This window comes from Modestobacter italicus (assembly GCF_000306785.1).
In the GTDB taxonomy this organism is placed as follows: Bacteria; Actinomycetota; Actinomycetes; order Mycobacteriales; family Geodermatophilaceae; genus Modestobacter; species Modestobacter italicus.
In genome coordinates this window covers 1-26,993 of record NC_017955.1, presented here as the reverse complement: position 1 = coordinate 26,993, position 26,993 = coordinate 1, and the positions used below count along the sequence as shown (strand labels likewise).

Genomic DNA, 26,993 nt, shown 5'->3' with positions numbered 1-26,993 from the left:
CCGATGACCACGCCCTCAGTGCTCGGTGAGCGCTATGAGATCGGCGGGGTGCTCGGCCGTGGCGGGATGGCGGAGGTGCACCGGGGGCGGGACCTCCGGCTCGGCCGCGAGGTGGCGGTCAAGGTGCTCCGGCAGGACCTCGCCCGCGACCCGTCGTCCCAGGTGCGGTTCCGTCGCGAGGCGCAGGCCGCGGCCTCGCTGAACCACCCGGCGATCGTCGCGGTGTACGACACCGGTGAGGACCGCGGGCCCGCGGGGGCGACGCCGTACATCGTCATGGAGTACGTCGAGGGCGAGACGCTGCGCGACGTCCTGCGCCGGGAGGGCCCGCTCTCCCCCGACCGGGCCATGTCGCTGACCGCGGACATCTGCGCGGCCCTGGACTTCAGCCACCGCAACGGCATCGTGCACCGGGACGTGAAGCCCGGGAACGTCATGATCACCCCGCAGGGCACCGTCAAGGTGATGGACTTCGGCATCGCCCGGGCGGTCTCCGACTCGGCCGCGACGATGACCTCCACCGCGGCCGTCATCGGCACCGCGCAGTACCTCTCCCCCGAGCAGGCCCGCGGCGAGGGCGTGGACGCCCGCTCGGACGTCTACTCGGCCGGCTGCCTGCTCTACGAACTCGTCACCGGCACCCCGCCGTTCACCGGTGACTCGCCGGTCGCCGTCGCGTACCAGCACGTGCGCGAGGACCCGAAGACGCCGTCGTCGATCAACCCGGCGATCCCCCCGGAGCTCGACGCCATCCTGCTCAAGGCGATGAGCAAGAACCCGGCCAACCGCTACCAGTCGGCCGCTGACATGCGCGCGGACCTGCTGCGCGCGGTCGCCGGTCAGCGGGTCGAGGCGACGCCGGTGATGAGCGACGCCGAGAAGACCACGATCATCGGGGCGGCCGCGGGCGGCCTGGGCTACGACGACGGCTGGGACGACGAGGACGCGCGGAAGCGCCGGCGGAACCGGGTCATCGCCCTGGTGGTCGGCGCCCTGGTGCTCATCGGCGGGGCGGTCGCCATCGCGCTGGCGCTGACCAGCGGCAACGGCGACGACGCGCCGCCGGCCGTCACCCAGGTGACCGTGCCGGACCTGATCGGCCGGACCCAGGACGAGGCGACGGCGGCGATCACCGCGGCCGGGCTCACCGTCGGCACGATCAGCCGGGAGGCGAGCACCGAGGCGCAGAAGGACACCGTGCTCAGCTCCGACCCGGCCTCCGGCGAGAAGGCCGACCCGCAGGCACCGGTGCGCCTGGTCATCGGCGGCGGGCCCAACACCATCGCCGTGCCGAACGTGGTCGGTCAGGCCCAGGACGCCGCGGTCGACGCGCTCGAGAACGCCGGGTTCACCGGCAGCATCAGCACCCAGCAGGAGCGCTCGCTGGCACCCGAGGGCCAGGTCATCTCCGTCGACCCGGCAGCGGGCTCGCAGGCCGCGCCGGACACCCGGATCACGCTGAGCGTCTCCACCGGCTCGATCGAGCTCCCCGACGTGCGCGGGCTGACCGAGTCCGCGGCCCGCGAGCAGCTGGTGGCGGCCGGCATCGACAACGGCAACATCGAGACGACGAACGCCGAGAGCGACGCCGTGGCCGCCGGCAACGTGGTGGACAGCGACCCGGGCCCGCGGTCCGCGGTCGGCCAGGGCGACGTGGTCACGCTGCTGATCGCCGTCCCGATCCCGAGCGAGGCGCCGACCACGCCGACGACCCCCGCCACCACCACCGCCCCGACGACGGCACCGACCACCCCGCCGACCACGACGGCGCTCCCCAGCCCCACCGGCTGAGGCGGCCCGGGCCGCTAGACGGTGGCGACGGTGAGCCGGTGGGCGGCGGCCTCGGCGGCCGCCAGCCGGGCCGGATCGGGTGCCAGGCCGCAGCTGGTCAGCCAGTTGGCGAGCAGCTGGTGGCCGCCCTCGGTCAGCACCGACTCGGGGTGGAACTGGACGCCCTCGATGGGCAGCTCCCGGTGCCGCAGCGCCATGACGATGCCCGACGGGGTCCGCCCGGTGACCTCCAGCTCGGCGGGCACGCTGTCGGCCTCCACGGCCAGCGAGTGGTACCGGGTGGCGGTGAACGGGGACGCCAGCCCGGCGAGGACGCCCACGCCGTCGTGCACGACCTGGCTGGTCTTCCCGTGCAGCAGCTCGGGCGCGCGGCCCACGACGCCACCGAAGGCCTCTGCGATGGCCTGGTGGCCCAGGCAGACCCCCAGCACCGGCACCCCGGCCGCGGCGGCGGCGCGCACCATCGGCACGGTCACCCCGGCGTCGGTGGGGGTCCCGGGCCCGGGGGAGAGCAGCACGCCGGCGACGTCGAGGTCGGCCAGCTCGGCGATCGTCACCGCGTCGTTGCGCCGGACGACGCTGGGCACGCCCAGCTGGCCGAGGTACTGCACGAGGTTGTAGACGAAGCTGTCGAAGTTGTCGACGACGAGCACCGGTCGCGGGGCGTCGAGGGTGGCCACGCGTCAGGTGTACACGGCCGCCCGCACCGCCGTCACCCGCCCCCCTGCTCCGTCCCCTCGTCGGGAGGCGCCGCGTCGGCGTACTGGAGGTCCAGCGGGCCCTCGTAGGCAGGCAGGCTGACCTCGCGCTGGTCGGCCACCTGGTAGGTCAGACCCCACTGGTCGACGGCGGCCTTGAGCAGCTGCACCTCGTAGGAGGCCGCCAGCCGCTGCCGCATCGCGGCCGCGTCCCCGACGGCGGTGACGACGAAGGGCGGTGAGTAGGTGCGGCCCTGCAGCAGGAGGGTGTTGCCGACGCAGATGACCGCGCTGGTCGCGATCAGCCGCTGCCCCATGATGGCCACGCCGTCCGCCCCGGCGGCCCACAGGGCGTTCACCACGCCCTGGACGTCGGACTGGTGGATGACCAGGTTGTCCGGGCTGACGTCGCTGGGCTGGGCGCCGTTGGGCTCGGGCGGCGCGTCGTCCAGCGTGACCGACAGACCGGGCCCCTGCAGCGCGGTCAGGCCGGCGGAGGTCGTCCCCTGGGCGCCCTCGGCCTGCGCGGCGGCGACCTCGCCGTTGCGGGAGGCCGCCTGGTCGGTGAGGGCCTGCACCTGCTGCTGCAGCCGGGCGAGCTCCTCCTGCTGCCGGGCGACGGCGGCGTCCCGCTGCTGGATGAGGCCGGGGAGCTGCGAGCTCTCCCCCGCCCGCAGATCGGTGCCCAGCGCCGTCCGGCTGGAGGTGGCGAAGAGGAGGCCGGCGACCAGGGCCACGACGGGCACCAGCACCGTCCACAGCGAGAGCCGTCGCCAGCGGACCGACCGCGACATGCTCACCTCCTCGCCGGTGTCCGGTCACGGCGGGCGCCCGCCCCGGAGGGTGACGCGCCCCGTGCACCGGAGGGGTCTGCTCGCCAGCGCAGCTTAGGCTGGGATGAGTTCACGCCGGGGCGACAGGCCACCGGCCCACTGAGGGAGTCCGTTCGGTGCCCAAGTCGAAGGTGCGCAAGAAGTCGGTGTACACCCCGCCGGAGGGTGTGCTGCCCTCCCGCGCGGCCCGTGCCCGTGCCGCGGAGCCCAGCCCCCGCTGGTACGCGGTCGTCATGGTGGCCCTGATGCTCATCGGCCTGCTGTGGATCGTCGTGTACTACGTCGCCGGCGACCGGATCGGCTTCATGGTGTCCCTGGGCGCCTGGAACTTCGCCATCGGGTTCGGCGCCATGGTCGCCGGGCTGGTCATGTCGATGCGCTGGCGCTGATCGGCCCGCTCCACCGCACTGTCCACAGGCCCTCGTCCCGCTCCGGGACGGGGGCCTGTGTCGTCCCCCGGGTTGTCCACCGCCGTTCGGTCACCGGACGAGCGCACGGAGTGACCGCTCCGGGATGTCGACAAGCGGACAACGCGCAGGTCAGCGGGCTGTCGGGTGATCGTCTGTGTACAGCGGCCGAGCCCGTCCACAGGGAGGCCGTTCGCCCGTCCCCATGGTTGTCCACGACATGTGGAGTGTGGACCGCCGTCACCGAGCCGCTGACCTGGGCAGATACCGCCGATGTGACTGCTGGGACGGAAAGGGCACGGGGGTAACTACACCGCTGGAAGTCCGTCCCCAGTTGTGTACACACCTGTGGGTAAACGTGGACAACCAACTTCTTCGGAACCGTGTCCCAGCCTCTTACTACCCGTCGGCTCCGAACGCAAACGAGCAGCGTGACGGCCTGGTCGCCGGTGGGCACCGGCGTGTTGTCGACATCCGGCCCGGCGCGTCCCCCGCTCGCCCGGACGGCGCAGCGGGGGACAGCGGGGACGGTGCTGTGGACAGAGCGGTCCCGGGCGGCCCCTGGCACGCTGGGGACGTGCAGTGGGGACCCCGGACCGGTGAGGTCGTCGCGACCGCGCTCGCCGGCCTGGGGCTGGCCCTCGCCGTCCTCGTGGTCGACCCGGTGGGCCGGGTGCTGGTCGGCGGGGCGGCGCTGCTGCTGCTCGGCCTGGCCCTCCGGGACGCCGTCCTCCGGCCGCGGGTGCGGACCGGCCCCGACGGGGTGACGGTGCGGGCGCTCGCCGGGCGCACGACGATCCCCTGGCCGCACGTGCGGGCCCGGGTGCGCGTGCAGCGCCGCTGGGGTCTGCAGGCCCGCACGCTCGAGCTGGAGGACCGCACGGACGACGCCGTGCTGGTGGTGCTGGGTCGGCGCGAGCTCGGCACCGACCCGGGGACGGTGGCCGAGGCGCTGCAGACCGGCGGCGCCGCCGGCTGAGACCGCTCGTCAGAAGTGCGTGTAGACCAGCGCCAGCAGGACGACCGAGAGCGCGGCGATGCCGCCGATGGCCAGCGGGGGGCGGCGCCGGGTGGAGACCAGCACCGCGGCGGCGGCGGCGCCGGCGACCAGACCACCCAGGTGCCCGATCAGCGAGACACCGGGCAGGAAGCTGATCACCAGGTTGATGCCCAGCAGCACCAGCAGCCCGCGGAGGTCCTGCTTCTGGTGCACCAGGACGACGCCGAAGGCGCCCATCAGCCCGTAGATGGCCGTGGAGGCACCGGCGACCTGGCCGAAGGGGGTGCCCAGCAGCTGGATGGCCGCGGCCCCGCCGGCGATCGAGACCAGGTAGACGACCAGGTAGCGGCCCCGGCCGAGCAGGCGTTCCAGCTCGGAGCCGAACACCAGCAGGGAGAGCATGTTGAGCCCGAGGTGGAGCACGCCGTAGTGCAGGAACGCGGCGGTGAACGGCCGCCACCAGTCGCCGATCTGCACGAACACCGGCACCTGGGCCAGGTCCTGGAAGAGCTCGTTGCGGTAGTTCTGCAGCGGGTCCTGCCCGCCGATCCCGGTGAGGACGGCGGTGAGCAGGAACATCGCGACGTTGATCCCGATGAGGGTCAGCGTGACCGGGCCCCAGCGGCGTCCGGCCCTCTGCAGCCCGCCGGTGCGGCGGGGCTGGCGCACCCCGGCGTTGCCCGCCCGGACGTCGTCCGGGCACTGGAAGCCGACGGCGGCCGGGTTCATGCACTCGGGGCAGATCGGCCGGCCGCAGCGGACGCAGCGCACCCCGGTCGGCCGGTCGGGGTGGCGGTAGCACGTCGCCGGAGGCGCCGGCGGCGGGTTGCCCGCGCCGGCGCCCCCGGTGCCGTCCGTGCCGTCAGGGGCGCTCAGGAGCGCTGCACCTCGACGGAGTTGATCACGACGTCCTCGACCGGCCGGTCACCGCGCGAGGTGGGCGTGGTGGCGATCGCGTCGACGACCTGGCGGCTGGCGTCGTCGGCCACCTCACCGAAGATCGTGTGCTTGCGGTTCAGGTGCGGCGTGGGGCCGACGGTGATGAAGAACTGCGAGCCGTTGGTGCCCGGGCCGGCGTTGGCCATGGCGAGCAGGTAGGGGCGGTTGAACGACAGGTCGGGGTGGAACTCGTCGCCGAACTGGTAGCCGGGGCCGCCGGTGCCCTGACCGAGCGGGTCGCCGCCCTGGATCATGAAGCCGTCGATGACCCGGTGGAACACCGTGCCGTCGTAGAGCTTGTCGGTGGTCTTGGCCCGGGTCTTCGGGTGCGTCCACTCCTTGGCGCCCTCGGCGAGGTCGGCGAAGTTCGCGACCGTCTTCGGGGCGTGGTCGGGGAACAGGTCGACGGTGATGTCGCCGCGGTTGGTGTGCAGGACGGCGCGCCGCGCGGGAGCAGTCTGTTCGGTCACGGGCACCACTCTCCCACTGCTGCGCGGCGGGGCGTCGCCGGGTGCGGTGCGGAGCCGCGACCGGCGTCAGGTCCTCGTGACCGCGCGGTCCAGGAGCTCCTGCGGACCTCGCCGGTCATGGGCGGTCCCCGGGCTCGCCGCCCGGCACGGGCCCGGTCGCCTGGCGGGGCAGGCCGACCAGGTCGAGGACGAAGGCGGCCGGGGTGCCGGTGGGGGCGACCAGCACGGGCACGTGCTCGCGGTCGGCAGGACGCAGCAGGTCGGCCAGGGCGGCGACGCCGGTGCTGGTGAGGTGGCTGACCTCGGTCAGGTCGACCGTGAGCGGGACGCTGCCACCGCGCGACAGACCGGCGAGCTCGGCACGGAACCGCTCGGCGGCCAGCCCGTCGACCGGACCGCGGACGCGCAGCACCGGGGGCTCGCCGACGACCAGGGTGTCGAACCTGCCGTCGTCCGCGGGCGGCGCAGCGGAGGGAACGGCTCGGGTCGGGGTGGTGCTGACCGGCCGGGACAGCCGGCGGGAGAAGGTCACCGTGGTCCCGGTCGGCTGCCCGTCGACGACCAGGTCCTCGCCCAGGGAACCGATCAGGGCCAGGCCCCGTCCCCGGTCGCTCCCCGGGGAGGCCGGCGGGCGCCAGATGCCGTCGTCGTCGATGCGCACGTGCACCCGGCCGTCCTCGCCCAGGCGCAGGGCGAGCAGGACCGTGCCGGGTGACACGTGGTGGAAGCCGTGCTCGACGGCGTTGTCCACGGCCTCGCCCACGGCCAGCTCGAGCGCCAGCTGGTCAGCCGGGTCCGGCGGCAGCGCGGCCAGCCACCCGCGCAGCTGCGCACGGAGGAGGGGCAGCTCGGCGGCGGAGGCGCGCACGTGGGTCCGCAGCGGCGGCACCGGCGGCTGCAACGACACGGCGAGCACCGTGACGTCGTCGGCGAGACTGCCGCGGGTGAGCAGCTCCACCGCGTCGGTGCAGATCCGCTCGACCGCCGACGGCGAGGTGCCGGTCGGCCACAGCTGACCGACGCTGGCGGCCTCGGCCAGCCGGGTCAGCTCGTCGAGCCCGGCGGTGTAGGAGCGGCCGGCCCGTTCGACGAGCCCGTCGGTGAACAGCACCAGGACGTCACCGTCCGCCAGCTGGGTGCGCTGCACCGAGCCGCCGTCGCTGCCCAACGGCCCACCGCCGCTCCCGAGCAGCTGGCGGCCCGTGCCCGAGGCGTCGACCAGCACCGGTGCCGGGTGACCCCGGGTCAGGTACTCCAACGTCCCCGCCGCGGGGTCGATGACGGCCACGACCACCGTCGCCGACCGGGCACCGGGCAGCGACTCGGCGAACCGCTCCAGCCGGTCGACCGCGGCCGCGGGACCGGAGGTGGTCTCCAGCGCGTCGCCGAGCACGGCGCGCAGCTGGCTCATCACCGCGGCCGCGGCCACCCCGTGCCCGACCACGTCACCCACCGCCAGGCCGACGCGGCCACCGGCGAGCGGCCGGACGTCGAACCAGTCACCGCCGGCGGACTGCTCAGCGCCGGCGACGAGGTAACGGGCGGCGATGTCGAACCGCGGCAGCACCGGCACGGCGGTCGGCAGCAGCGCCTGCTGCAGCTCGCTGACCACGTCCCGGGCGCGCTCGTAGCGCCGCCCGCTCTCGGCGGCCTCCTGCTCCGCCCGCTCCCGGGCCCGCACCTGCTCGGTGACGTCGTGGGCGACGCCGATGACCCCGCGGACCGACCCGTCGGGCCACCGCCACGGGACCGACGTCCAGTGCACGACGAGCTCGGCCACCCCGCTCCCACCGGGACCGGCCAGCTCGAGTCGCCACTCCGGCGCGGAGAACGGCTGACCGGTCCGGTAGACCTCGGCGTACAGCTCGAGGACGCCCTGCACGGCCAGCTCCGGGTAGACCTCCGCCAGGGGGGTGCCCAGCCACTCCGACCGCTCGGCGAGCGCCCGGACGGACGCGGACATGGCCACGACCCGCAGCTCCGGCCCCTCGACCGCGACCATGAAGACCGGCAGGGCGTCGAGCACCGCACGCATCGTCACCAGTTCACCGAGCGGCGCACCGTCGGACGGCGGAGTGCTGTCCTGCTCCATCCGACCTCCCCGCCACCCGGACCGCAGTCGATGCGCCCCCGGGCATTCTCGGTGGCCAGGGCCTCGACGGCGACCGCACCGAGGGAGACCGCCAGGGCACGGGCCACGCGGGTCCGCAGGTCGGAGGAGTGGAGACGAGGGGAATCGAACCCCTAACCCCCGCCTTGCAAAGGCGGTGCTCTGCCAATTGAGCTACGTCCCCGAGCAGCGCGGCCGGGCCGCGCCGCCGGTTCAGGCGGTGCTGGTCAGGACGTGCGGGGCGTGCTGACGGCGTCGGGCCCGCTGGTGGCCTCGGCCCACAGGTCGGCCTCGCCCTTGCCGGCGGCGCGCTTGCGGACGGCGACCACGGCGCTGGCCGCCAGTGCTGCCATCGCCAGCTTCTTCAGCACGCGGGACCTCCTCGATCGGTGGTGACCGTCGCGGCTCAGGGTGACCGCTGCGGGCGTCCGGGTGCGGGAGACCGGCCCCCGCGAGGGGTGCCGGCCGCCCGCCGTCGGTGCACGGGTGGGCCTGGGAGGACTTGAACCTCCGGCCTCATCCTTATCAGGGATGCGCTCTAACCGCCTGAGCTACAGGCCCGTGGACCGTGGAAGAGCTTACCTGGCGGGACGGGCCCGCCAGGCAGGGGGGTCCTTCCTCAGTCCCGCTCGGCCAGGGTGACCTCGAGGCCACCGACCAGGTCCGAGCACAGGTTGTAGACGAACGCCGCCACGGTGCACAGCGCGGTCAGCAGCACGATGTTCACCGCACCGATCACCGCGGCGCCGCCGAAGACGACCGTGCCGGAGATGACGTCGCCACCCGTGCCGGCCGCCTCGCCGGAGGAGCTGCTCAGCTGCCCGATGAGGTCGTTGAGGGTGTCGAAGACGCCCAGGCCACCGAGCACGCCGTAGAGCACAGCGACGGCGATCATCCACACGAAGAACAGCGCGATCGACACGACCAGCGAGATCTTCAGCGCCGACCAGGTGTCCACGTGCCGCAGCTGGAGCCGCGCCCGCCGCGGGCCGCGGCTCACGCCGCGCACCTTGCCGGTCCGGCCGGTCGCCTCCGCGGCCGGCCGCTCGGCGTCCGGGGTGCGGGCGGCCGCGGGACGGGACGGGGCGTCCGCCGGCCGGGCGGCGGCCGGGGGGACGGTGACCGCCTGGGTGGCGTCCACCGGCAGCGGGCCGCCGGCGCGGACGGCGCGGTTGGTGCCGGTGACCGGCGGCGCGGCGTTCGCCGGGTTCGCCGAGGGGCCCAGCGGCGTGACCGGGTGGGCCGCCGGCGGGGCCGGGGTGTCCGTGCCGGTGGCGGGGGCCTTCGCCGGCGTCGCCGCGGGCTCGGCGGCCGGGCCGTCGGGGATCCGCGCCCGCACGGTCGCGTCCGGGTTCTCCGTCGACGCGGCGGCAGCCGGGGACCGGTCCGCCCGTGCGCCGGCCGGCGAGCCGACGGCGGTCGCGCCGGCCGGGGACCCGCCGTCCTGCCGGTCGCGCGGGGCGTCGTCCGGGGCAGCGGCCTCCGGGACCCCGTCGGACGTGCCGGACCCGCTCCGGGTCCCGGTACGCACCGAGCTGCGCCCTCGGTCGCTCATCCTGGTCTCCTGTCCCCCAGCGGCCTCGGCCGCGTCGCTGCACCCACCGGTCCACCGCCTGGTGCGCAGGCGGTGGACCGGTCACTGCCGTGGTCGTCGCGCAGCTCCGAGCGCGGACGACGTCGTCCGCCACCGGGGTCTGGCATCCGCCCCAGACTAGGCGTCGGGCTCGTCGTTGTCCGTCGTACGCGCGATAGCCACGATCGACACGTCCTCAGGCAAGTTCATGAGCTTGACACCCATGGTGGCGCGGTCGCGGGTGTGCCGGACGCCGTTCACCGGGGTCCGGATCACGCCGCCGCCGGAGGTGATCGCGTACAACTCGTCGCCGAGCACCACCGACAGCGCACCGACCAGCGCGCCCTTGCGGGCCTTCGGGTCGGCGGTGAGCACGCCCTTGCCACCACGGTTCTGCTCCGGGTAGTGCTCGATGCCGGTGCGCTTGGCGTAGCCGCCCTCCGTCGCGACCAGGACGTCGACGCCCTCGGTGACCACGATCATCGACAGCAGCTGGTCGTCGTCGGCCAGCGAGATGCCGCGCACGCCCTCGGTGGCCCGGCCCATCGGGCGCAGCTGGGCGTCGTCGGCCTTGAAGCAGATCGACATCGCCTTGCGGGTGACCAGCAGCAGGTTCTGCTCCGGGTCGATCAGCGTGGCGCCCACCAGCTCGTCGTCCTCGCGCAGGTTGATCGCGATGACGCCGCCGGTGCGGGGGGAGTCGAAGTCGGTCAGCCGGGTCTTCTTCACCTGCCCGCGCGCGGTGGCCAGCACCAGGTACGGCGCGACCGTGTAGTCCTTGATCTGGATGACCTGGGCGATCTTCTCGTCCGGCTGGAAGGCCAGGATGTTGGCCACGTGCGCCCCGCGGGCGGTGCGGGCGGCCTCCGGCAGCTCGTAGGCCTTGGCCCGGTAGACCCGGCCCTTGTTGGTGAAGAACAGGATCCAGTCGTGGGTGGAGCCCACGAAGAACTGCTGGACCAGGTCGTCCTGCTTGAGCTGGGCCCCCATGACGCCCTTGCCGCCGCGCCGCTGGGAGCGGTACAGGTCGGCCTTGGTGCGCTTGGCGTAGCCGGTGCGGGTGATCGTGACGACCACCTGCTCCTCAGCGATGAGGTCCTCCATGGACACGTCACCGTCGTTGGCCACGAACTGGGTGCGCCGGTCGTCGCCGTACTTCTCGACGATCTCGGCCAGCTCGTCGCGGATGATCTGCCGCTGCCGCTCGGGGGAGTCCAGGATCGCCTGGAGGTCGGCGATGCGGGCCTCGATCTCGGCCAGCTCGTCGAGGATCCGCTGCCGCTCCAGGGCGGCCAGCCGGCGCAGCTGCAGGTCGAGGATCGACACCGCCTGGATCTCGTCGACGTCCAGCAGCTCCATCAGGCCGGTGCGGGCGGCCTCGGCCGACTCGCTGGCCCGGATGAGGGCGATGACCGCGTCGAGCTGGTCCAGGGCCTTGGCGTAGCCGCGCAGGATGTGCGCGCGCTCCTCGGCCTTGCGCAGCCGGTACCGGGTGCGCCGGACGATGACCTCGACCTGGTGGGCCACCCAGAACCGGACGAGCTCGTCCAGCCGCAGCGTCCGCGGGACGCCGTCGACGATGGACAGCATGTTGCAGCCGAACGTCGTCTGCAGCTGGGTGTGCTTGTAGAGGTTGTTCAGCACCACCTTGGCGACGGCGTCGCGGCGCAGCGTGATGACCAGCCGGCGGCCGACCCGGTCGCTGGACTCGTCGGCGATCTCGGAGATGCCCTGCAGCCGGCCGTCGCGGACGCCGTCGGCGATCGCCTCGGCGAGGTTGTCCGGGTTGACCTGGTAGGGCAGCTCGGTGACGACGAGCTGCACCCGGCCCCGGGAGTCCTCCTCGACGGTGACGACCGCGCGCATCCGGACCGAGCCGCGGCCGGTGCGGTAGGCGTCCTCGATGCCCTCGCGGCCGACGATCAGGCCGTGGGTCGGGAAGTCCGGGCCCTTGACCCGCTCCATGCACGCGGTCAGGGCCTCCTCGGCCTCCGCCTCGGGGTGGTCGAGCACCCAGAAGACGGCGTCGGCGACCTCGCGCAGGTTGTGCGGCGGCATGTTCGTCGCCATCCCGACCGCGATCCCGGCCGAGCCGTTGACCAGCAGGTTCGGGAAGCGTCCGGGCAGGACCAGCGGCTCCTGCTTGGTGCCGTCGTAGTTCGGCTGGAAGTCGACGGTCTCCTCGTCGATGTCCCGGAGCATCTCCATGGCCAGCGGCGTCAGCCGGGCCTCGGTGTTGTGGCTGACGAAGCCGTTGGTGAGGAAGGCGTGGTCGTCGGTCTCCACCTTGAGGGAGAAGACCGGGGCCGTGCCGGCGTCCTCGACCGTGGCGACCTCGGCGTAGTGGAACCGACCGTCGACCAGCGGCGCCACGACCTCCAGCGCCTCCGCGTTGGTGATGCGGGCCTCGATCAGCTCGCGGTCCCGCTCCCAGCGCTCGATCCGGTCGACGTTGTGCCGGCGCAGCCAGTCCCGCTCGGTCCACCGCTCGGCGCCCGCAGCGCGCAGGAAGTCGGCGACGAACGGCACGTGGTCGGCGGACATGGCCGTCGACGTGGCCGGCACCTGCGCCAGCTCGGCCTGCAGCTTGTCCTGCTTGCGACCGAGGAAGCCGACGTTGGCCGCGAACAGCCGGGCGTCACGTCGGTTGCTGATGACGACCTTGATCTCACCGTTGGCGTTCCGGCAGAGCGAGGAGACGACGCCGAACTCCAGCAGCAGCTGCTGGACCTCTCGGGCCAGCCGGTCGCTGCGGGTGGAGTAGCTGACCTGGATGGTGTTGCGGGCCAGCAGGGACGACGAGCCGTCGCCCTCGAACAGGGCCTGCAGGAAGACCCGGCGCGTGCCCGTCGTCGACTGCCAGATGAACGCCGGCACCTGCTTGGCCGCACTGCGCTGACCGACCATGTCGCCGAGGTCGGTACGGCGGAGGGCCGTGAGGTCCTGGACGTCGAGCTCGTGCAGCAGGCTGCCCGAGGCGATGACCCGGGTCGAGGTGTACCGCGGACCGCCCACGTGGCGGTCGAAGGCGGCGAGGACGTCAGCGAAGAACTCGCCGTCCACGTTGTTGAAGCCCGCACGCCGGTCGGAGACCCAGCCCTCGCTGACGAAGGCGCCGGCCAGCAGCGCGGCGTCGTCGTCACCGGTCGAGGGGACGGCGAGCTCCTCGCGCGGCTGGCGCTGCAGCACGACGCGGTCGCCCGGCTCGATCTCGTCCAGCAGCTTCCACAGCAGCGTGGGGACGCCCAGGAGGCTGACCAGGCAGAGGACGGGGTGGTGGCCGGTACCGGTCAGCTCGAAGCCGCCGGTCGTGGTCAGCTTCTTGACCGGGTGGACGCCCGAGTGGAAGACCTTGCTGGCCACCACCGGGTCGCCGTTGCGGTCGAGCACCTTCAGGCCGAGCTCGCGCTCGCTGTCCGGGGCCATGCCCTCGGCCAGCTCGTCCAGCGTGACCGTGCCCTCGACCGTGCGGACCAACGTGTCGCCGGTGATGCAGTACCGCATGGCCGCGGCCGGGTCGTTGCCCGGGGAGCCGAAGTTGCCCTGGCCGTCGATCAGCGGGTAGCGCATGGACCAGGGCTGGGCCAGCCGCACGAGGGCGTCGTAGATCGCCGAGTCGCCGTGCGGGTGGTAGTTGCCCATGACCTCGCCGACGACGCGGGCGCACTTGACGGTGGCCCGGTCGGGGCGGAAGCCCTGGTCGTACATGGCGTAGAGCACCCGGCGGTGGACGGGCTTGAGGCCGTCGCGCACCTCGGGCAGCGCCCGGCCGACGATGACCGACATCGCGTAGTCGATGTAGCTGCGCTGCATCTCGTACTGCAGGTCCACCGGCTCGACGCGGTCGCGGCTGGGGGTCTCTGTCACGTCTGTTTCTCCACAAGTCGATGCACAGCAGGGGACAAGTGCCCTGGTGAGGTGCTGGAACGGCTCCGCTGGGCGCCGTCACGAGCCTGCAGTGACGGGGCCCAGCGGGGTCCTACACGTCGAGGAAGCGGACGTCCTTGGCGTTGCGGGTGATGAAGCTGCGCCGGGCCTCGACGTCCTCGCCCATCAGCACGCTGAACAGCTCGTCGGCGGCGGCGGCGTCGTCGAGGGTGACCTGGCGCAGGATCCGGGTGTCGGGGTCCATGGTGGTCTCCCACAGCTCCTTGGCGTCCATCTCGCCGAGGCCCTTGAACCGCTGGATGCCGTCGTCCTTGGGGATCTTGCGACCCGCCTCGGCGCCGGCCTTGAGCAGCGCGTCGCGCTCGCGGTCGGAGTAGGCGTACTCGATGCCGACCTTGCCGCCCCACTTGATCTTGTACAGCGGAGGGGCCGCCAGGTAGACGTGGCCGGCCTCGACCAGCGGGCGCATGAAGCGGAACAGCAGCGTCAGCAGCAGCGTGGTGATGTGCTGGCCGTCGACGTCGGCGTCCGCCATCAGGATGATCTTGTGATAGCGGAGCTTGGCGAGGTCGAACTCGTCGTGGATGCCGGTGCCGAACGCGGTGATCATCGACTGGACCTCGGTGTTCTTCAGCACCCGGTCGATGCGCGCCTTCTCGACGTTGATGATCTTGCCGCGGATGGGCAGGATCGCCTGGTACATCGAGTCGCGGCCGGACTTCGCCGAGCCACCGGCCGAGTCGCCCTCGACGATGTAGACCTCGGAGTTGCGCGGGTCGGTCGAGCGGCAGTCCGACAGCTTGCCGGGCAGGCCGCTGACCGACAGCAGGCTCTTGCGGGCCAGCTTGCGGGCGTCCTGCGCGGCCCGGCGGGCGCGGGCGGCCGAGGCGGCCTTGGTGATGATGACCTTGGCCTCGGCCGGGTTGGCCTCGAACCAGTGCCCGATCTGGTCGTTGCAGACCTTCTGCACGAAGCCCTTGACCTCGGTGTTGCCGAGCTTGGTCTTCGTCTGGCCCTCGAACTGCGGGTCGCCGAGCTTCACCGAGACGATCGCGGCCAGGCCCTCACGGATGTCGTCGCCGGTCAGGGCGTCGTCCTTGGCCTTGAGGATGCCCTTCTCCTTGGCGTACCGGTTGACGATCGAGGTGAGCGCCGCCCGGAAGCCCTCCTCGTGCGTGCCGCCCTCGTGGGTGTTGATGATGTTGGCGAAGGTGTGCACCGACTCGGAGTAGGCGTCCGACCACTGCATCGCGACCTCGAGGGACATCGCGGTGTCGTTCTTGCCCACGCCGTCGGCGGAGAAGCTGATGACCGACCGGTGGATCGCGCTCTTGCGGCGGTTGATGTAGGTGACGTAGTCGACCAGGCCGCTCTCGTAGACGTAGGTGACCTCGGTCGGCTCGAACGCCTCGTCCTCGTGACCGGGGGCCGGCGCCTCCTCGACGATCGAGGTCTCCTCGGCCAGGCCGGTGTCGGCCTTGCCCTGACCCGGGCGCTCGTCGCGCAGCACGATGGTCAGGCCCTTGTTGAGGAAGGCCATCTCCTGCAGCCGGCGGCTGATCGTGTCGAAGGAGAAGGTCGTCGTCTCGAAGATCGACGGGTCGGCCCAGAAGGTGATCGCCGTGCCGCGCTTGTCGGTCGGGCCGATCTCGTCCAGCTTCCCGGGCTTGGCCTCGGTGTAGTGCTGGTGCCACTCGGTGCCCTTGGTCCAGATGGTCACGTCCAGCGCGGTGGACAGCGCGTTGACCACCGTGACGCCGACGCCGTGCAGACCACCGGAGACGCCGTAGCTCTTGCCGTCGAACTTGCCGCCGGCGTGCAGGATCGTGAGCACGACCTCGACGGTCGGGCGCTTCTCGACCGGGTGCATGTCGACCGGGATGCCGCGGCCGTTGTCCTCGACCCGGACGCCGCCGTCGGCCAGCAGCGTGACCCGCACGGTGTCGCACCAGCCGGCCAGGTGCTCGTCGACGGCGTTGTCCACGACCTCCCACACCATGTGGTGCAGGCCGCGCTCGCCGGTCGAGCCGATGTACATGCCGGGGCGCTTGCGGACCGCCTCCAGGCCCTCGAGCACGGTGATGGAGCTGCCGGAGTAGGCGGTCTCGTTCTGGGGCGCTGCGACCACGTGGGGCCCTTCTCTTGCGCAACCGGTCAGCCGGGCGACCACGTCGACTCAGACGTCGACCGGCGCAGGACGGCTCTCAGGGGGCTGCTGGGGGTGTGTCCCCTCCAGAGTACCGGGTCGGCGCGCCCAGGACCCGCCGTCCACGCCCTGACGTCGCGTGAGAGCCCCTCCCGGCACATCTGGTACCACCTGTGTCGGCCCCCGGGTCGACACGCCGTCCTCGAACGCGCTACCGGCCCCTACGGGGGTCCTTCTTCAGTTGACCGGGCCGCCCTTGGTGAACCGGTCCGGGTCCAGCGGGGGCGCCGCCTGGCCGGTGCGCCGCTGCACGAGCACGGTGACCACCCAGAGCAGCACCCCGATGCCGAGCAGGATGCCGGCGATCCGGTACTGCTCCGAGGGCCGGCCGGCCCAGGGCGTGGCCAGGAACCCGCAGGCCAGCGCACCGATCACCGGCAGCACCGTCGGGGTGCGGAAGTGGTCGCCGTCCACCTCGTCCTTGCGGAGCACCAGTACCGCGATGTTCACCACGGTGAAGACGCCGAGCAGCAGCAGCGCCGTCGTCCCGCCCAGCGCGGGGACCGCGCCGACGAAGGTGATCAGGCCGAACGCCAGCGCGGTGGTGAACAGGATCGCCGTGGTGGGCGTCCGGCGGGTGGGGTGCACCTTGCCCAGCAGCGGCGGGAGCACGCCCTGGTTGCTCATCCCGTAGACCAGCCGGCTGGCCATCAGCATGTTGATCAGCGCCGAGTTGGCGACGGCGAACATCGTGATGACCCCGAAGACGCCGAGCGGGAAGCCCGGCGCCCCGGCCTCGACCACCTGCAGCAGCGGGGTGTCGCCCTGGCTGAGCGCGTCGGCCGGCACCAGCGCGATCGCCGAGACCGACACCAGCACGTAGATCAGGCCGGTGGCCAGCAGCCCGGCGAGCAGCACCTTGGGGAAGATCCGCTTGGGCTCGTGGCACTCCTCGGCCATGTTGACCGAGTCCTCGAAGCCGACCATCGCGAAGAACGCCAGCCCGGTCGCGGCGATCACCCCGCCGACCAGGGACCGGTCGCCGGTCTCGATCTCGGTGACCCGGGAGAAGTCGCCCTCGCCGACGCCCAGCGCCCACAGGCCGACGCCGATCACGATGAGCAGGCCGGTCAGCTCCACGCAGGTGAGCACGACGTTGGCCTTCACGCTCTCGCCGACGCCGCGGTGGTTGACCAGCGCGACCAGACCCATGAAGGCCAGCCCGATCAGCGTGATCCCGATGCCGTCGGAGATCCCCAGGCCGAACACCTCGGCGGCGTTGGCGCTGAACGCCCGGGCCGCGGTGGACGCCGAGGTGATGCCCGAGCTCATCACGGTGAAGGCGACCAGGAACGTGACGAAGTGGATGCCGAACGCCTTGTGCGTGTACAGCGCCGCGCCCGCCGCCTGCGGGTACTTGGTGACCAGCTCCAGGTAGCTGAAGGCGGTGACCAGCGCGACCAGGAAGGCGACCACGAACGGCAGCCACACCACACCGCCCACCTGGGCGGCGACCTGGCCGGTCAGCGCGTAGATCCCGGTGCCCAGGATGTCGCCGACGATGAACAGCAGGAGCAGCCCCGGGCCCATCACCCGCTTGAGGCTCGGCTGGCCGGTCTCGGTGCGCACGGTGTCCGCCATCGGTGCCTCCCTGGGGGTTGGCAGTGATCGTGCTGTGCGCCGGGTGGCCTGTCGACCCGGACCGGGTGCCGTTCCACGTGGAACAGCTGCCCTGCTTCCGCCAAAGGCGTGCTTTCGGTGGAACGGGGCGTCGCTAGACGAGGAGCTGGGCGGTGGCGAGCTCGCGGTAGAGCGGGCTGCTGTCCACCAGCTCGTCGTGGGTGCCGACGGCCACCACCCGGCCGCCGTCCAGGACGACGATCTGGTCGCTGTCGATGACGGTGGACAGCCGGTGGGCGACGACCAGCAGCGCCCGGTCGGCGGCCGCCGCGGCGAGGGTGTCCCGCAGCAGGCCCTCGTTGCGGGCGTCCAGGCTGGCCGTCGGCTCGTCCAGCAGCAGCAGCGCCGGGCGCGAGAGCAGCGAGCGCGCGATGGCCAGCCGCTGCCGCTCCCCGCCGGAGAGCAGGACCCCGTCGTCCCCCACGGCGACGTCCAGGCCGCGGGGCGAGCGGCGCACCACCCCGGTCAGCCCGACGTCGGCGAGCGCCTGCCACAGCCGGTCGTCGCCGGCGTCGGGGGCGGCCAGCGTCAGGTTCTCCCGCACGGTGCCGGCCAGCACCGGCGCCTCCTGCTCGACGTAGCCCATCCGGGCGCGCAGCGCGGCCCGGGGCAGCTCGCGCACGTCGGTGCCGGCCCAGCGGACCGACCCCTCGAGCAGCGGGTAGAAGCCCTCGACCAGGGCCAGCACGGTGGACTTGCCGGCCCCGGACGGGCCGACGAGCGCGGTGCGGCTGCCGGCCGGGACGGCGAAGGACACCCCGCGCAGCACCGGCGTCCCGTCCGGGTAGCCGAAGCCGACCCCGTCCAGCTCGAGCAGCGGCACCGGGTCCCCGGCCCGCGGGGTGCGCAGCACCGCCACCGCGCCGCCGGCCGCGGGCCGCTCGGGCACGTCGTCGTGCTCCGGCTCGAGCGCGAGCACCTCCTGCACCCGGGCCAGCGCGCCCAGCCCGGTCTGCAGCTGGGTGTAGGAGCCGATCAGCTGCCCCAGCGGCATGACCAGCAGGAACAGGTAGAGGATGAAGGAGACCAGGTCGGCGACGGCGATCGAGCCGGTCGCCACCCGGTAGCCGCCGAGGCCGAGGACGGCCAGGAAGGCGCCCTGCACCGCGATCGACCCGAGCGGGGAGACCAGGGCCTGCAACCGGGCGACCTGGACGCCGGCGGTGAACGCGCGCTCGGCGCTCACCCCGACGGTGGCCACCTCCCGCTCGGTCGCCCCGCTGGCCCGGATGGTCCGGACGGCGGACAGCGCCCGTTCCACCGCGGCGCTCATCGCCCCGACCTGCTCCTGCGCCTGCCGGGACAGCGTCCGCACCCGGCGCGAGGCGAGCACCGCGGTGGTCACCCCGACGCCGACCGCGACCACGGTGACCAGCAGCAACCAGGCGTCCACGAGCGCCATCGCCACCAGCGCACCGACGCCGACGACGACCGAGCCGGCGAGCTCCACGACGCCGCTGGTGACCGTGGCGCGCAGCAGCGTGGTGTCCGAGCCCACCCGCGACATCAGGTCACCGGTGCGGCGGCGGTCGTACTCGGCCACCGGCAGCCGCAGCAGCCGGTCCGTGAGCAGCCGGCGGGTGCTCAGCACCACGCCCTCCGCGGTGCGCTGCAGCAGGTACTGCTGGCCGGCGCCGAGCACGGACGCCGCGACCAGGACGACGACCAGCGCGAGGACGCCGGGCAGCACGGCCCCGCCGGAGCCGACCGCGCCGATCACCTGCCCGACCAGCGCCGGCTGGGCCAGCGCGGCCGCCGCGGAGACCAGGGAGAGCACCGCCGCACCGAGCAGCGCCCGCCGGTGCGGGCGCAGCAGCGGCAGCAGCTCCCGCAGCCCGGCCGACGGGAGGGGCTGCTCGGCGGTGGCGCCCTCGTCGCTGGTCAGGCTGCGGCCGCCAGGGCGCCCACGACCGCGGCCAGCAGCCGGGCGTGGTGCTCGATCAGCTGCGGCCGGTTGGCGTCGGGCCGGACGGCGGCCACGAAGCCGAGCGCGGACCACAGCTCGTCGCCGTCGTCGCTGCCGAGCAGCAGCTGCCGGACCACCGGGTCCTCGACCAGCCGGCGCACCTGCGGACCGTCCTCGGCGGCGAGCAGCACCCAGCGGCGCTCGAACTCGGGGTCCGGGCTGGGCACCTGGACCAGCCCGCCGACCCCGTGCCGCCACATCCGCGCCGGCGAGAGCCGGAACGCGGGCACCGAACCCAGCACCGGCGCGGCGGTGACCGCGTGGGTGACGACCTCCTGGCGGCCGTACGGCGACACGATGTCGAAGGCGGCCAGGTCCAGGCCGTTCCCGCGGCCCCGGAGGACGTGGCCGGCGCGGTCCTCCTTGCCGGGGCGCACCGGGGCGGTCTTCGCCAGCGCGGTGAGGTCGGCGTCCTCGGGGGCGGTCCCGTCGGACAGCACCCAGCCGACGCTCATCGCCCAGGCCTGGGTGCCCCAGGGGTCGGCGGGCGGGATCATGATCGGCAGCTCCGGGGCGTCGCCCGGCGCGGGCCGGGAGCCGAAGAGCCCGCCGAGCCCGCGGCGCCGCTCGGCACCGGGCGGCTGGTCGGACGTGCGCTGGTCGGCCGCCGGCGGCTGCCACGGCTGCTGTTGCGGCTGCTGCGCCGCAGCCGGGGGCTCGGTGCCCGGGCGGTCGGGCTCGGCGGCGGGGAGGTCCCAGCCCGGGGGCTGCCAGCTGTCCGGGGTGTCCTTCCCGGCGCCGCTCCCCAGGTGCGCCGGCTCCTGCCAGCCCGCGGGGCCGTCGGTCCGGCCGTCGTCGAACGCGTCTCCGTCGCGGTCGCGCGGGGTGCTCATCGCCGGGTGCTCCTTCTCTGTCGTGCGCTGGTCAGCCGTAGGTGTCGCGGGGTCCGCGTCCGCGGACCGTGCGCGGCCCCTTCTTCCAGCTGGGTGCCGTCGGACCCACAACGCGCAGCTTGGTCACGACGTCCCCGCCGACGCCGGCCCGCAGCCGGCCCAGGATGCTCGGCGCCAGCAGCCGCAGCTGGGTGGCCCAGGCGGTGGACTCGGCCACCACCAGCAGCTCGCCCTCGTTCAGCGACTCCGGCCGGCAGTGCGCGGCGATGTCCGGGCCGACCAGGGTGTCCCAGCGGCCGAAGACCGCGCCCACCTTCGTGCGCGCCGTCCAGTCCTGCTGGGTGACCAGCGCGTCGACCAGCGTGCCGAACAGCTGGGGGTCGTCGGCGCCGGGGCCCGGGCCGGTCCAGCGGCGGCGCGGGCCGGCGACCCGCCGGCGGGTGGGCTGCGGCCGGGCGGCGGAGGCCGCGCGGGCCGCCTCCAGCGCCGCGCGGGCGATGTCCGAGGGGCGAGCGGGTCGTTCCTCAGCCACCGTGCACCTCCTGGTCCACCGGCACGTCGTCGGTCAGCACCGTCAGCGTGCCAGCCGCCACCTGCACCCGGGTGCCGCGCAACGCCGCCGGCACGTCCTCGGCGACGGCGGCGGTGATCAGCGTCTGCTCGGCGCTGCCGGCCACCTCGGCCAGCGCCGAGCGGCGGCCGGCGTCCAGCTCGGCGAAGACGTCGTCGAGCAGCAGGACCGGGTCGTCGCCCTCGGCCCGCAGCAGCGCGAAGCAGGCCAGCTTGACCGCGAGCGCGAACGACCAGGACTCGCCGTGGCTGGCGTAGCCCTTGGCCGGTGCCGGGCCCAGGTGCAGCACCAGGTCGTCGCGGTGCGGGCCGACGAGGGTGATGCCCCGGTCGACCTCGTCCTTGCGCCGCTCGCCGACCTGGTCGCGCAGCGCCGCGGAGAGCTCCTCGGCCCCGGGCAGGGCCCGTGCCGGGTCGACCGGCGACCCGTCGCCGGCCAGCGGGACGGTGCTGCTGTAGCCCAGCGCCGCCCGGTCGGCGCCGGGGCCGGCCACCCCGGCGTAGGAGTCGGCGACGTAGGGCGCCAGGTCGGCCACCAGCCGCAGCCGGGCGGCCAGCAGCTGCCCGCCGAGCTCGGTCAGGTGCCCGTCCCAGACGTCGAGGGTGGCCAGCGCGTTGCCGCGGGCCAGCTTCGCCGTCTTCAGCAGGGCGTTGCGCTGCTTGAGCACCCGGTCGTAGTCGCTGCGCACGCCGGCCAGCCGCGGGGTGCGGCTGACCAGCAGGTCGTCGAGGAACCGGCGGCGCTCGGCCGGGTCGCCGCGGACCAGCGCGAGGTCCTCAGGCGCGAAGAGCACCGTCTTGACCAGCCCGAGGAGCTCCCGCGGCCGGGTCAGCGGGGCGCGGTTGACCCGCACCCGGTTGGCCCGGCCGGGGTTGATCTCCACCTCGACCAGCAGCTCGCGCTCGTCCTTGCGCAGCGCCGCCCGCACCACCGCCTGGGTCGCCCCGTGCCGCACCAGCGGTGCGTCGGCGGAGACCCGGTGGCTGCCCAGCGTGGCCAGGTAGCCGACCGCCTCGACCAGGTTGGTCTTGCCCTGCCCGTTCCGGCCGACCAGCACGGTCGGCCCGGGGGTCAGCGCCAGGTCGGCGGACTCCCAGCTGCGGAACTGGCCGACCTGCAGGTGGCGGAGGTACACCGTTCAACGACCCCGTTCTGAGCGGTCCTTCCTCAGGCCGGCTTCTCGGACACCGGGGGGTTGTTGCCCCGGCTGTCGACGCTCTGCACGGAGTGCCCGCCGAACTGGTTCCGCAGCGCGGCGACGGCCTTCATGGTCGGGGAGTCGTCCTGCCGGGAGGCGAACCGGGCGAACAGCGACGCGGAGATCGCCGGCATCGGGACGGCGTGCTCGATCGCCTGCTCGACGGTCCACCGGCCCTCGCCGGAGTCCTCGGCGTAGCCGGTGATCTTGTCCAGGCCCGGATCCTCCTGCAGCGCCTTGACCAGCAGGTCCAGCAGCCAGGAGCGGATGACGGTGCCCTGGGTCCAGGAGGCGATGACGCCGGGGACGTCCTCCACCAGGTCGACGGCGGCCAGCAGCTCGTAGCCCTCGCCGTAGGCCTGCATCATCGCGTACTCGATGCCGTTGTGGACCATCTTGGCGAAGTGCCCGGCACCGACCGGACCGGCGTGCACGAAGCCGACGCCGGGCATCTCGTTGCCCTGCTCGTCGTGCGGCGCCGGCGGCTTGAGCGCGTCGAACACCGGCTGGACCTTGGCGACGTCCTCGGCGGTGCCGCCGACCATCAGCGCGTAGCCGTTCTGCAGGCCCCAGACGCCGCCGGAGACGCCGGCGTCGACGTAGCCGATGCCCTTCTCGGCCAGCTCGTCGGCGTGGACCTTGTCATCGGTGAACTTGGAGTTGCCGCCGTCGACGACCACGTCGCCGGGGCTCAGCAGCTCACCGAGCTCGCGCACGGTCGAGCGGGTCGGGTCACCGGACGGGACCATCACCCAGACCACCCGCGGCGCCTCGAGGGCGTCGACCAGGCCCTGCAGGCTGTCGACGTCCCGCGCGCCCGGTGACCGGTCGTACCCGATCACCTCGTGACCGGCGCGGCGCACGCGCTCGGCCATGTTGCCGCCCATCTTGCCCAGCCCGACCAGCCCCAGCTGCACGTCCTGCTCCTCAGACTCGATGTCTCGCTCGTGTGCCGCGGTCGTCCGCGGCGGGTCTCGTGGGCGCGCGCAGCGCTGCGGGGCCCGGAGACCTCATCGTCCACGCCCCGCTGCCGCGCCGCACACCCGGCCCGGCCTGGTCGTTCAGCCGGGCAGCCGCACCGGCATGATCAGGTAGCGGTAGCTGCCGCCCCGCTCGGCCGGCTTCCCGCCGCCTCCGGCCTCGTCGGAGGTGGGCTCGGCCACCCCGGACAGGACGGCGGGCTTCAGCGCGGTGGTGAAGTCCATCCGGGCCCGGTCGGTGTGCACCGCGGCCAGCCCGTCGAGCAGGAACGTCGGGTTGAAGCCGATGGTCAACGGGTCGCCGTCGAACTCGACGTCGCAGCGCTCCTCGGCCTGGCCCTCGTCGTCGGTGCCGCCGGCGCGCAGGGTCACCTGGCCGGGGGTGAACTCGCAGCGCAGCGGCGTGCCGCGCTCGGCGACCAGCGCGACCCGCTTGGCGGCGTCGGTGAACAGCCCGACCGGCAGCGTCGCGAACGACGCGGACTCGCTGGGCATGATCGCCCGGTACTTCACGAACTCGGCGTCCAGCAGCCGGGTGGTGGTCTGCCGGTCCTTGCCCGACAGGCCCAGGATGCCCTCGCCGGAGCCGCCGGAGGACAGCGACAGGGTGACCTCCGGGCCGCTGGTCAGCGTCTTGGCCGCGTCGGCGAGCGTGCGGGCCGGCACCAGGACGGCGGCGGAGAGCCCGGAGGACTCCGGCCGCCACGCGAACTCGCGCACCGCCAGCCGGTAGCGGTCGGTGGCGGCGAGGGTGACCAGGTCGTCCTCGATCTCCAGCCGGACGCCGGTGAGCATCGGCAGGGTGTCGTCGCGGCCGGCCGCCACCGCCACCTGGCTGACCGCCTCGGCGAAGGCGTCGCTGTCGACCGTCCCCGCGGTGGAGGGCAGCGAGGGCAGCGACGGGTAGTCCTCGACCGGCAGGGTCGGCAGGCTGAACTTCGCGTTGCCGCAGGAGATGGCGAGCCGGGCGCCCTCGGCGACGACGTCGACCGGGTGCGGCGGCAGCGCGCGGGTGATCTCGGCGAGCAGCCGGCCGGGGACCAGCGTCCGGCCGCCCTCGCTGGCCTGCACGTCGACCTCGGACCGGGCCGAGACCTCGTAGTCGAAGCCGGAGACCGACAGCTGGCTGCCCTCGACCTCCAGCAGGATCCCGGCGAGCACCGGCACCGAAGGGCGCGGCGGCAGGCTGCGCGCCGTCCACGCGACGGCCTCGGCGAGCACCTCACGTGCCACCCGGAACTTCATCTCAGACCCACCCCTTGCCGACGTGCGCTGCTCGTCCGCCCCGGCTCCTCCGGTGCGGCTGCGGCGCCCATCCTCTCCCGAGGGACCCCCTGCGTGGCCAGCCCCTCTTCTGAGAGCACTGCTCTGCCGCCGCGTCCCCACCCAGAATGTGGTTCAAGGACACCCTGGGAGAAGTACTTCATCTTCCTCATCACGGCTGTGGACCCTGGGGATCGGACCCCTTTGCGCTGGTCAACCCGTGAACAGCCCTGTTGGCCCGCTGTGGGCAGGTGACCGTCTCCCTGTGTCGACACGTGGACAACTCGACAGCTGTGCACCGTCGCCGGCCCGTCTCCACCCCTGGTCCCCTGGTCACGCCCAGGTCCGTCCCCACCCCGTGTGCACCGGGGCGCGTGTCCACCGCCGCCGGTGTCGACATGTGGACACATCGGGGACGACGACGGGGTCGCCGGCAGCACTCCCCGGCCCGTCACCGGAGGGAGCGGTCGGCGGCGGGCCCGGGACCTGCGCACGGTCGACGGCCGCGGTGATCCCCAACCTGTGCACAGATCTGGGGACAAGGCGACATGTCACGCGGACGGGTGACCACCGCGCGGTGGACAACCGCTACTGGCGGGCGCGGCTCTTGATCCGTGCGGTGAGCTCGGTGACCTGCGTGTAGGTGGCCCGCCGCTCGCTCATCAGCCCGGTGATCTTCTTGACCGCGTGCATGACCGTGGTGTGGTCCTTGCCGCCGAAGGAGGCACCGATCCGCGGCAGCGAGAGCTCGGTCAGCTCCCGGCACAGGTACATCGCGATCTGCCGGGCGTTGACCAGCGTGCGGCTGCGGTTGGAGCCCTGCAGCTCCTCCATCGTCACGGAGAAGTACTCCGCGGTGGCCGCCATGATGATCGCCGCGGTGATCTGCGGGCCCTGCTCGTCGCTGATCAGGTCCTTGAGCACCAGCTCGGCCAGCGCGAGGTCGACCGGTTGCTTGTTCAGGCTGGCGAAGGCGGTGACCCGGATCAGCGCGCCCTCGAGCTCGCGGATGTTGGTCTGCACCTTGCTGGCGATGAACTCCAGGACGGCGTCCGGCGCCTGCAGCCGCTCGCCCCAGGCCTTCTTCCGCAGGATCGCGATCCGGGTCTCCAGGTCCGGCGCCTGGACGTCGGTGATGAGGCCCCACTCGAAGCGGGTCCGCAGTCGGTCCTCCAGCGTCGTCAGCTTCTTCGGCGCCCGGTCGGAGGTGATGACGATCTGCTTGCTGGCGTTGTGCAGCGTGTTGAAGGTGTGGAAGAACTCCTCCTGGGTCCGCTCGGCGCGCTCCAGGAACTGGATGTCGTCGATCAGCAGGAAGTCGATGTCCCGGTAGCGCCGGCGGAAGTCCTCGGCCCGGCCGGAGTGCACCAGGTTGATGAACTCGTTGGTGAACTCCTCGGTGCTGACGTACCGCACCCGCACGTTGGGGAACATCCGGGCCGCGTAGTGCCCGATGGCGTGCAGCAGGTGGGTCTTGCCCAGCCCGGAGTCGCCGTAGATGAACAGCGGGTTGTAGGCCCGCGCCGGCGCCTCGGCGACGGCGACCGCCGCCGCGTGGGCGAACCGGTTGCTGTTGCCGATCACGAAGCTGTCGAAGACGTACTTGGCGTTCAGGCCCGGGTCCAGGCCGGCCGGCCGGCGGTCGGCGAACAGCGGGACGGCGCCCTGCCCCCGGCTCCCGCGCTCGGCGGGTCGGCGGTCGGTGTCCGGGCCGCGGCTGCCGGCGTCGTCGGACTCCCGGTCCCACGGCGCGAGCCGGGCCTGCACCCCGACACCGGGACCGCTGTCGGCGGCCTGCCACTCCCCCGGGCCCTCCTCGGCCGCGGAGCCGCGGGACCAGTCGCGGCCGTCGCCGGACTCGGGCAGCCACGCCTCGGCCCGGGCGGCGTCGGTGCGCACCCCGAAGGCGCTGCGCCCGTCGTCGACCCGGTCCCGGTCGGCCCGGTCCTCGGCGGCGCGGTCGTGGGCGGCCCGCTCGCGGGCGGCGAGCTCGGCCGAGGCGCGGTCGTGGGCGAGGCGGTCCTGGGCGAGCTGCTCCTGGGCCAGCCGCTCGTCGGCCGACCAGTCCGGGGCGGGGCTGACCGGGGCCAGCCGCTCCCGGTCGGCGAGGGCCCAGCGGCGGTCGTCGGGCGCCTCGACCCGGCGGACCGGCGAGGGAGGGGCAGCCGACGGGGTCACGGGCACGTCCTCGAGCTGGACGGCCACCCGGATGGCCCGGCCGAACTCCGCCGACAGCGCCTCGGCCAGCTGCATCCGCATCCGCGACTCGAGCACGGTCTGGGTGAACTCGTTGGGCGCGGCGAGCACCGCGGTGTCCTCGACCAGCCCGAGCGGGCGGGTGAGGTTCAGCAACGCGTTCTGCTGCGGGGACAGGCTGGTGGAGAGCCGCTCGCGGATCTGGTCCCAGACCGTCGCCAGGTCGACCGTGGAGTCGGCCATCGACTGTGTCCCTTCCCGTGCCTTCTGTCGTCGCTCCGCGGTCGTCGTCCACAGGTCGGTCGGGTGCGCCGACGCCCTGCTGGATCCCCCGTCCGGTCCCCCGCTGTGGACGTCCGGAGGTGAGCTGTCCACACGAGTGTCCACAGTCTGTGCACGCCCGGCGATACCTGGTCCCCGGACCGGGCCTCCAGGTGCTGGGTTCCGGCGT

20 protein-coding genes and 2 tRNA genes are annotated in these 26,993 nt (G+C 73.5%); 3 read left to right on the top strand and 19 right to left on the bottom strand.

Annotation, left to right across the window (positions count from 1 at the left end):
* Positions 1-3: 3 nt before the first annotated feature.
* Complete coding sequence (pknB, locus tag MODMU_RS00170; RefSeq protein ID WP_041794787.1) at positions 4-1,791, top strand: Stk1 family PASTA domain-containing Ser/Thr kinase; 1,788 nt, start codon at positions 4-6, stop codon at positions 1,789-1,791.
* Positions 1,792-1,805: 14 nt separating this feature from the next.
* On the opposite strand, the gene MODMU_RS00165 is transcribed toward pknB, so the two are convergent.
* Positions 1,806-2,471, bottom strand: coding sequence for an aminodeoxychorismate/anthranilate synthase component II (locus tag MODMU_RS00165; RefSeq protein WP_014738111.1), 666 nt, complete (start codon positions 2,469-2,471; stop codon positions 1,806-1,808).
* 32 nt (positions 2,472-2,503) lie between these two features.
* Positions 2,504-3,283 carry a DUF881 domain-containing protein gene (locus tag MODMU_RS00160; RefSeq protein ID WP_014738110.1) on the bottom strand — a complete coding sequence of 260 codons (780 nt, stop codon included), beginning with the start codon at positions 3,281-3,283 and terminating at the stop codon, positions 2,504-2,506.
* Between the two features lie 155 nt (positions 3,284-3,438).
* Between MODMU_RS00160 and crgA the strand changes: the two genes are divergently transcribed.
* Positions 3,439-3,711, top strand: coding sequence for a cell division protein CrgA (gene crgA, locus MODMU_RS00155; protein WP_014738109.1), 273 nt, complete (start codon positions 3,439-3,441; stop codon positions 3,709-3,711).
* A 595-nt stretch (positions 3,712-4,306) separates the two neighbouring features.
* Entirely contained in the window at positions 4,307-4,708 is a 402-nt protein-coding gene (locus MODMU_RS29200) for a PH domain-containing protein (RefSeq protein WP_014738108.1), read from the top strand.
* 9 nt (positions 4,709-4,717) lie between these two features.
* Here the strand turns inward: MODMU_RS29200 and MODMU_RS00145 are convergent, their stop codons facing one another.
* The 17 genes from MODMU_RS00145 to dnaA form a co-directional block, all read right to left on the bottom strand.
* Positions 4,718-5,458, bottom strand: coding sequence for a rhomboid family intramembrane serine protease (locus MODMU_RS00145; protein WP_014738107.1), 741 nt, complete (start codon positions 5,456-5,458; stop codon positions 4,718-4,720).
* A gap of 143 nt (positions 5,459-5,601) precedes the next feature.
* Positions 5,602-6,138: a peptidylprolyl isomerase gene (locus MODMU_RS00140; RefSeq protein WP_014738106.1), complete on the bottom strand. Its 537-nt coding sequence runs from the start codon at positions 6,136-6,138 to the stop codon at positions 5,602-5,604.
* Between the two features lie 115 nt (positions 6,139-6,253).
* Positions 6,254-8,230 (bottom strand): SpoIIE family protein phosphatase, encoded by a 1,977-nt coding sequence (locus MODMU_RS00135; RefSeq protein WP_014738105.1) that lies wholly within the window; start codon positions 8,228-8,230, stop codon positions 6,254-6,256.
* Positions 8,231-8,359: 129 nt separating this feature from the next.
* Positions 8,360-8,432: transfer RNA gene (locus MODMU_RS00130), tRNA-Ala, on the bottom strand.
* Positions 8,433-8,475: 43 nt separating this feature from the next.
* Positions 8,476-8,619, bottom strand: a complete 144-nt coding sequence (locus MODMU_RS28190) for a DLW-39 family protein (protein ID WP_014738103.1) — start codon at positions 8,617-8,619, stop codon at positions 8,476-8,478.
* A 116-nt stretch (positions 8,620-8,735) separates the two neighbouring features.
* Positions 8,736-8,809 (bottom strand) — tRNA-Ile (locus MODMU_RS00125).
* A 58-nt stretch (positions 8,810-8,867) separates the two neighbouring features.
* Positions 8,868-9,803 carry a DUF3566 domain-containing protein gene (locus MODMU_RS00120; protein ID WP_014738102.1) on the bottom strand — a complete coding sequence of 312 codons (936 nt, stop codon included), beginning with the start codon at positions 9,801-9,803 and terminating at the stop codon, positions 8,868-8,870.
* Between the two features lie 156 nt (positions 9,804-9,959).
* Positions 9,960-13,688 carry an intein-containing DNA gyrase subunit A gene (gene gyrA / locus MODMU_RS00115; protein WP_014738100.1) on the bottom strand — a complete coding sequence of 1,243 codons (3,729 nt, stop codon included), beginning with the start codon at positions 13,686-13,688 and terminating at the stop codon, positions 9,960-9,962.
* A 112-nt stretch (positions 13,689-13,800) separates the two neighbouring features.
* Complete coding sequence (gene gyrB, locus MODMU_RS00110; RefSeq protein ID WP_014738099.1) at positions 13,801-15,837, bottom strand: DNA topoisomerase (ATP-hydrolyzing) subunit B; 2,037 nt, start codon at positions 15,835-15,837, stop codon at positions 13,801-13,803.
* A gap of 255 nt (positions 15,838-16,092) precedes the next feature.
* A complete protein-coding gene (locus MODMU_RS00105; protein ID WP_014738098.1) occupies positions 16,093-17,496 on the bottom strand; it encodes an APC family permease in 1,404 nt (467 codons plus the stop codon).
* A gap of 133 nt (positions 17,497-17,629) precedes the next feature.
* Positions 17,630-19,312 (bottom strand): ABC transporter ATP-binding protein, encoded by a 1,683-nt coding sequence (locus MODMU_RS00100; protein ID WP_014738097.1) that lies wholly within the window; start codon positions 19,310-19,312, stop codon positions 17,630-17,632.
* A 104-nt stretch (positions 19,313-19,416) separates the two neighbouring features.
* Positions 19,417-20,334, bottom strand: coding sequence for a hypothetical protein (locus MODMU_RS00095; protein ID WP_014738096.1), 918 nt, complete (start codon positions 20,332-20,334; stop codon positions 19,417-19,419).
* A 31-nt stretch (positions 20,335-20,365) separates the two neighbouring features.
* Positions 20,366-20,866, bottom strand: coding sequence for a DciA family protein (locus MODMU_RS00090; protein ID WP_014738095.1), 501 nt, complete (start codon positions 20,864-20,866; stop codon positions 20,366-20,368).
* Complete coding sequence (recF, locus tag MODMU_RS00085; RefSeq protein ID WP_014738094.1) at positions 20,859-22,040, bottom strand: DNA replication/repair protein RecF; 1,182 nt, start codon at positions 22,038-22,040, stop codon at positions 20,859-20,861. The genes MODMU_RS00090 and recF overlap by 8 nt, the downstream gene beginning before the upstream one ends.
* 32 nt (positions 22,041-22,072) lie before the next feature.
* Positions 22,073-23,041, bottom strand: coding sequence for a phosphogluconate dehydrogenase (NAD(+)-dependent, decarboxylating) (gene gnd / locus MODMU_RS00080; RefSeq protein ID WP_083869622.1), 969 nt, complete (start codon positions 23,039-23,041; stop codon positions 22,073-22,075).
* 123 nt (positions 23,042-23,164) lie between these two features.
* Positions 23,165-24,328 carry a DNA polymerase III subunit beta gene (gene dnaN / locus MODMU_RS00075; protein WP_014738092.1) on the bottom strand — a complete coding sequence of 388 codons (1,164 nt, stop codon included), beginning with the start codon at positions 24,326-24,328 and terminating at the stop codon, positions 23,165-23,167.
* A gap of 606 nt (positions 24,329-24,934) precedes the next feature.
* On the bottom strand, positions 24,935-26,785 hold the full coding sequence (dnaA, locus tag MODMU_RS00070) for a chromosomal replication initiator protein DnaA (protein WP_014738090.1): 1,851 nt from the start codon (positions 26,783-26,785) through the stop codon (positions 24,935-24,937).
* Between the last annotated feature and the right edge of the window lie 208 nt (positions 26,786-26,993).

Excerpts from the sequence above, each read along its gene's own strand:
- pknB (WP_041794787.1), top strand. The coding sequence starts at position 4 with ATGACCACGCCCTCAGTGCTCGGTGAGCGCTATGAGATCGGCGGGGTG.
- MODMU_RS00160 (WP_014738110.1), bottom strand. The coding sequence starts at position 3,283 with ATGTCGCGGTCGGTCCGCTGGCGACGGCTCTCGCTGTGGACGGTGCTG.
- MODMU_RS00145 (WP_014738107.1), bottom strand. The coding sequence starts at position 5,458 with ATGAACCCGGCCGCCGTCGGCTTCCAGTGCCCGGACGACGTCCGGGCG.
- MODMU_RS00135 (WP_014738105.1), bottom strand. The coding sequence starts at position 8,230 with ATGGAGCAGGACAGCACTCCGCCGTCCGACGGTGCGCCGCTCGGTGAA.
- MODMU_RS00120 (WP_014738102.1), bottom strand. The coding sequence starts at position 9,803 with ATGAGCGACCGAGGGCGCAGCTCGGTGCGTACCGGGACCCGGAGCGGG.
- MODMU_RS00105 (WP_014738098.1), bottom strand. The coding sequence starts at position 17,496 with ATGGCGGACACCGTGCGCACCGAGACCGGCCAGCCGAGCCTCAAGCGG.
- MODMU_RS00095 (WP_014738096.1), bottom strand. The coding sequence starts at position 20,334 with ATGAGCACCCCGCGCGACCGCGACGGAGACGCGTTCGACGACGGCCGG.
- dnaN (WP_014738092.1), bottom strand. The coding sequence starts at position 24,328 with ATGAAGTTCCGGGTGGCACGTGAGGTGCTCGCCGAGGCCGTCGCGTGG.
- dnaA (WP_014738090.1), bottom strand. The coding sequence starts at position 26,785 with ATGGCCGACTCCACGGTCGACCTGGCGACGGTCTGGGACCAGATCCGC.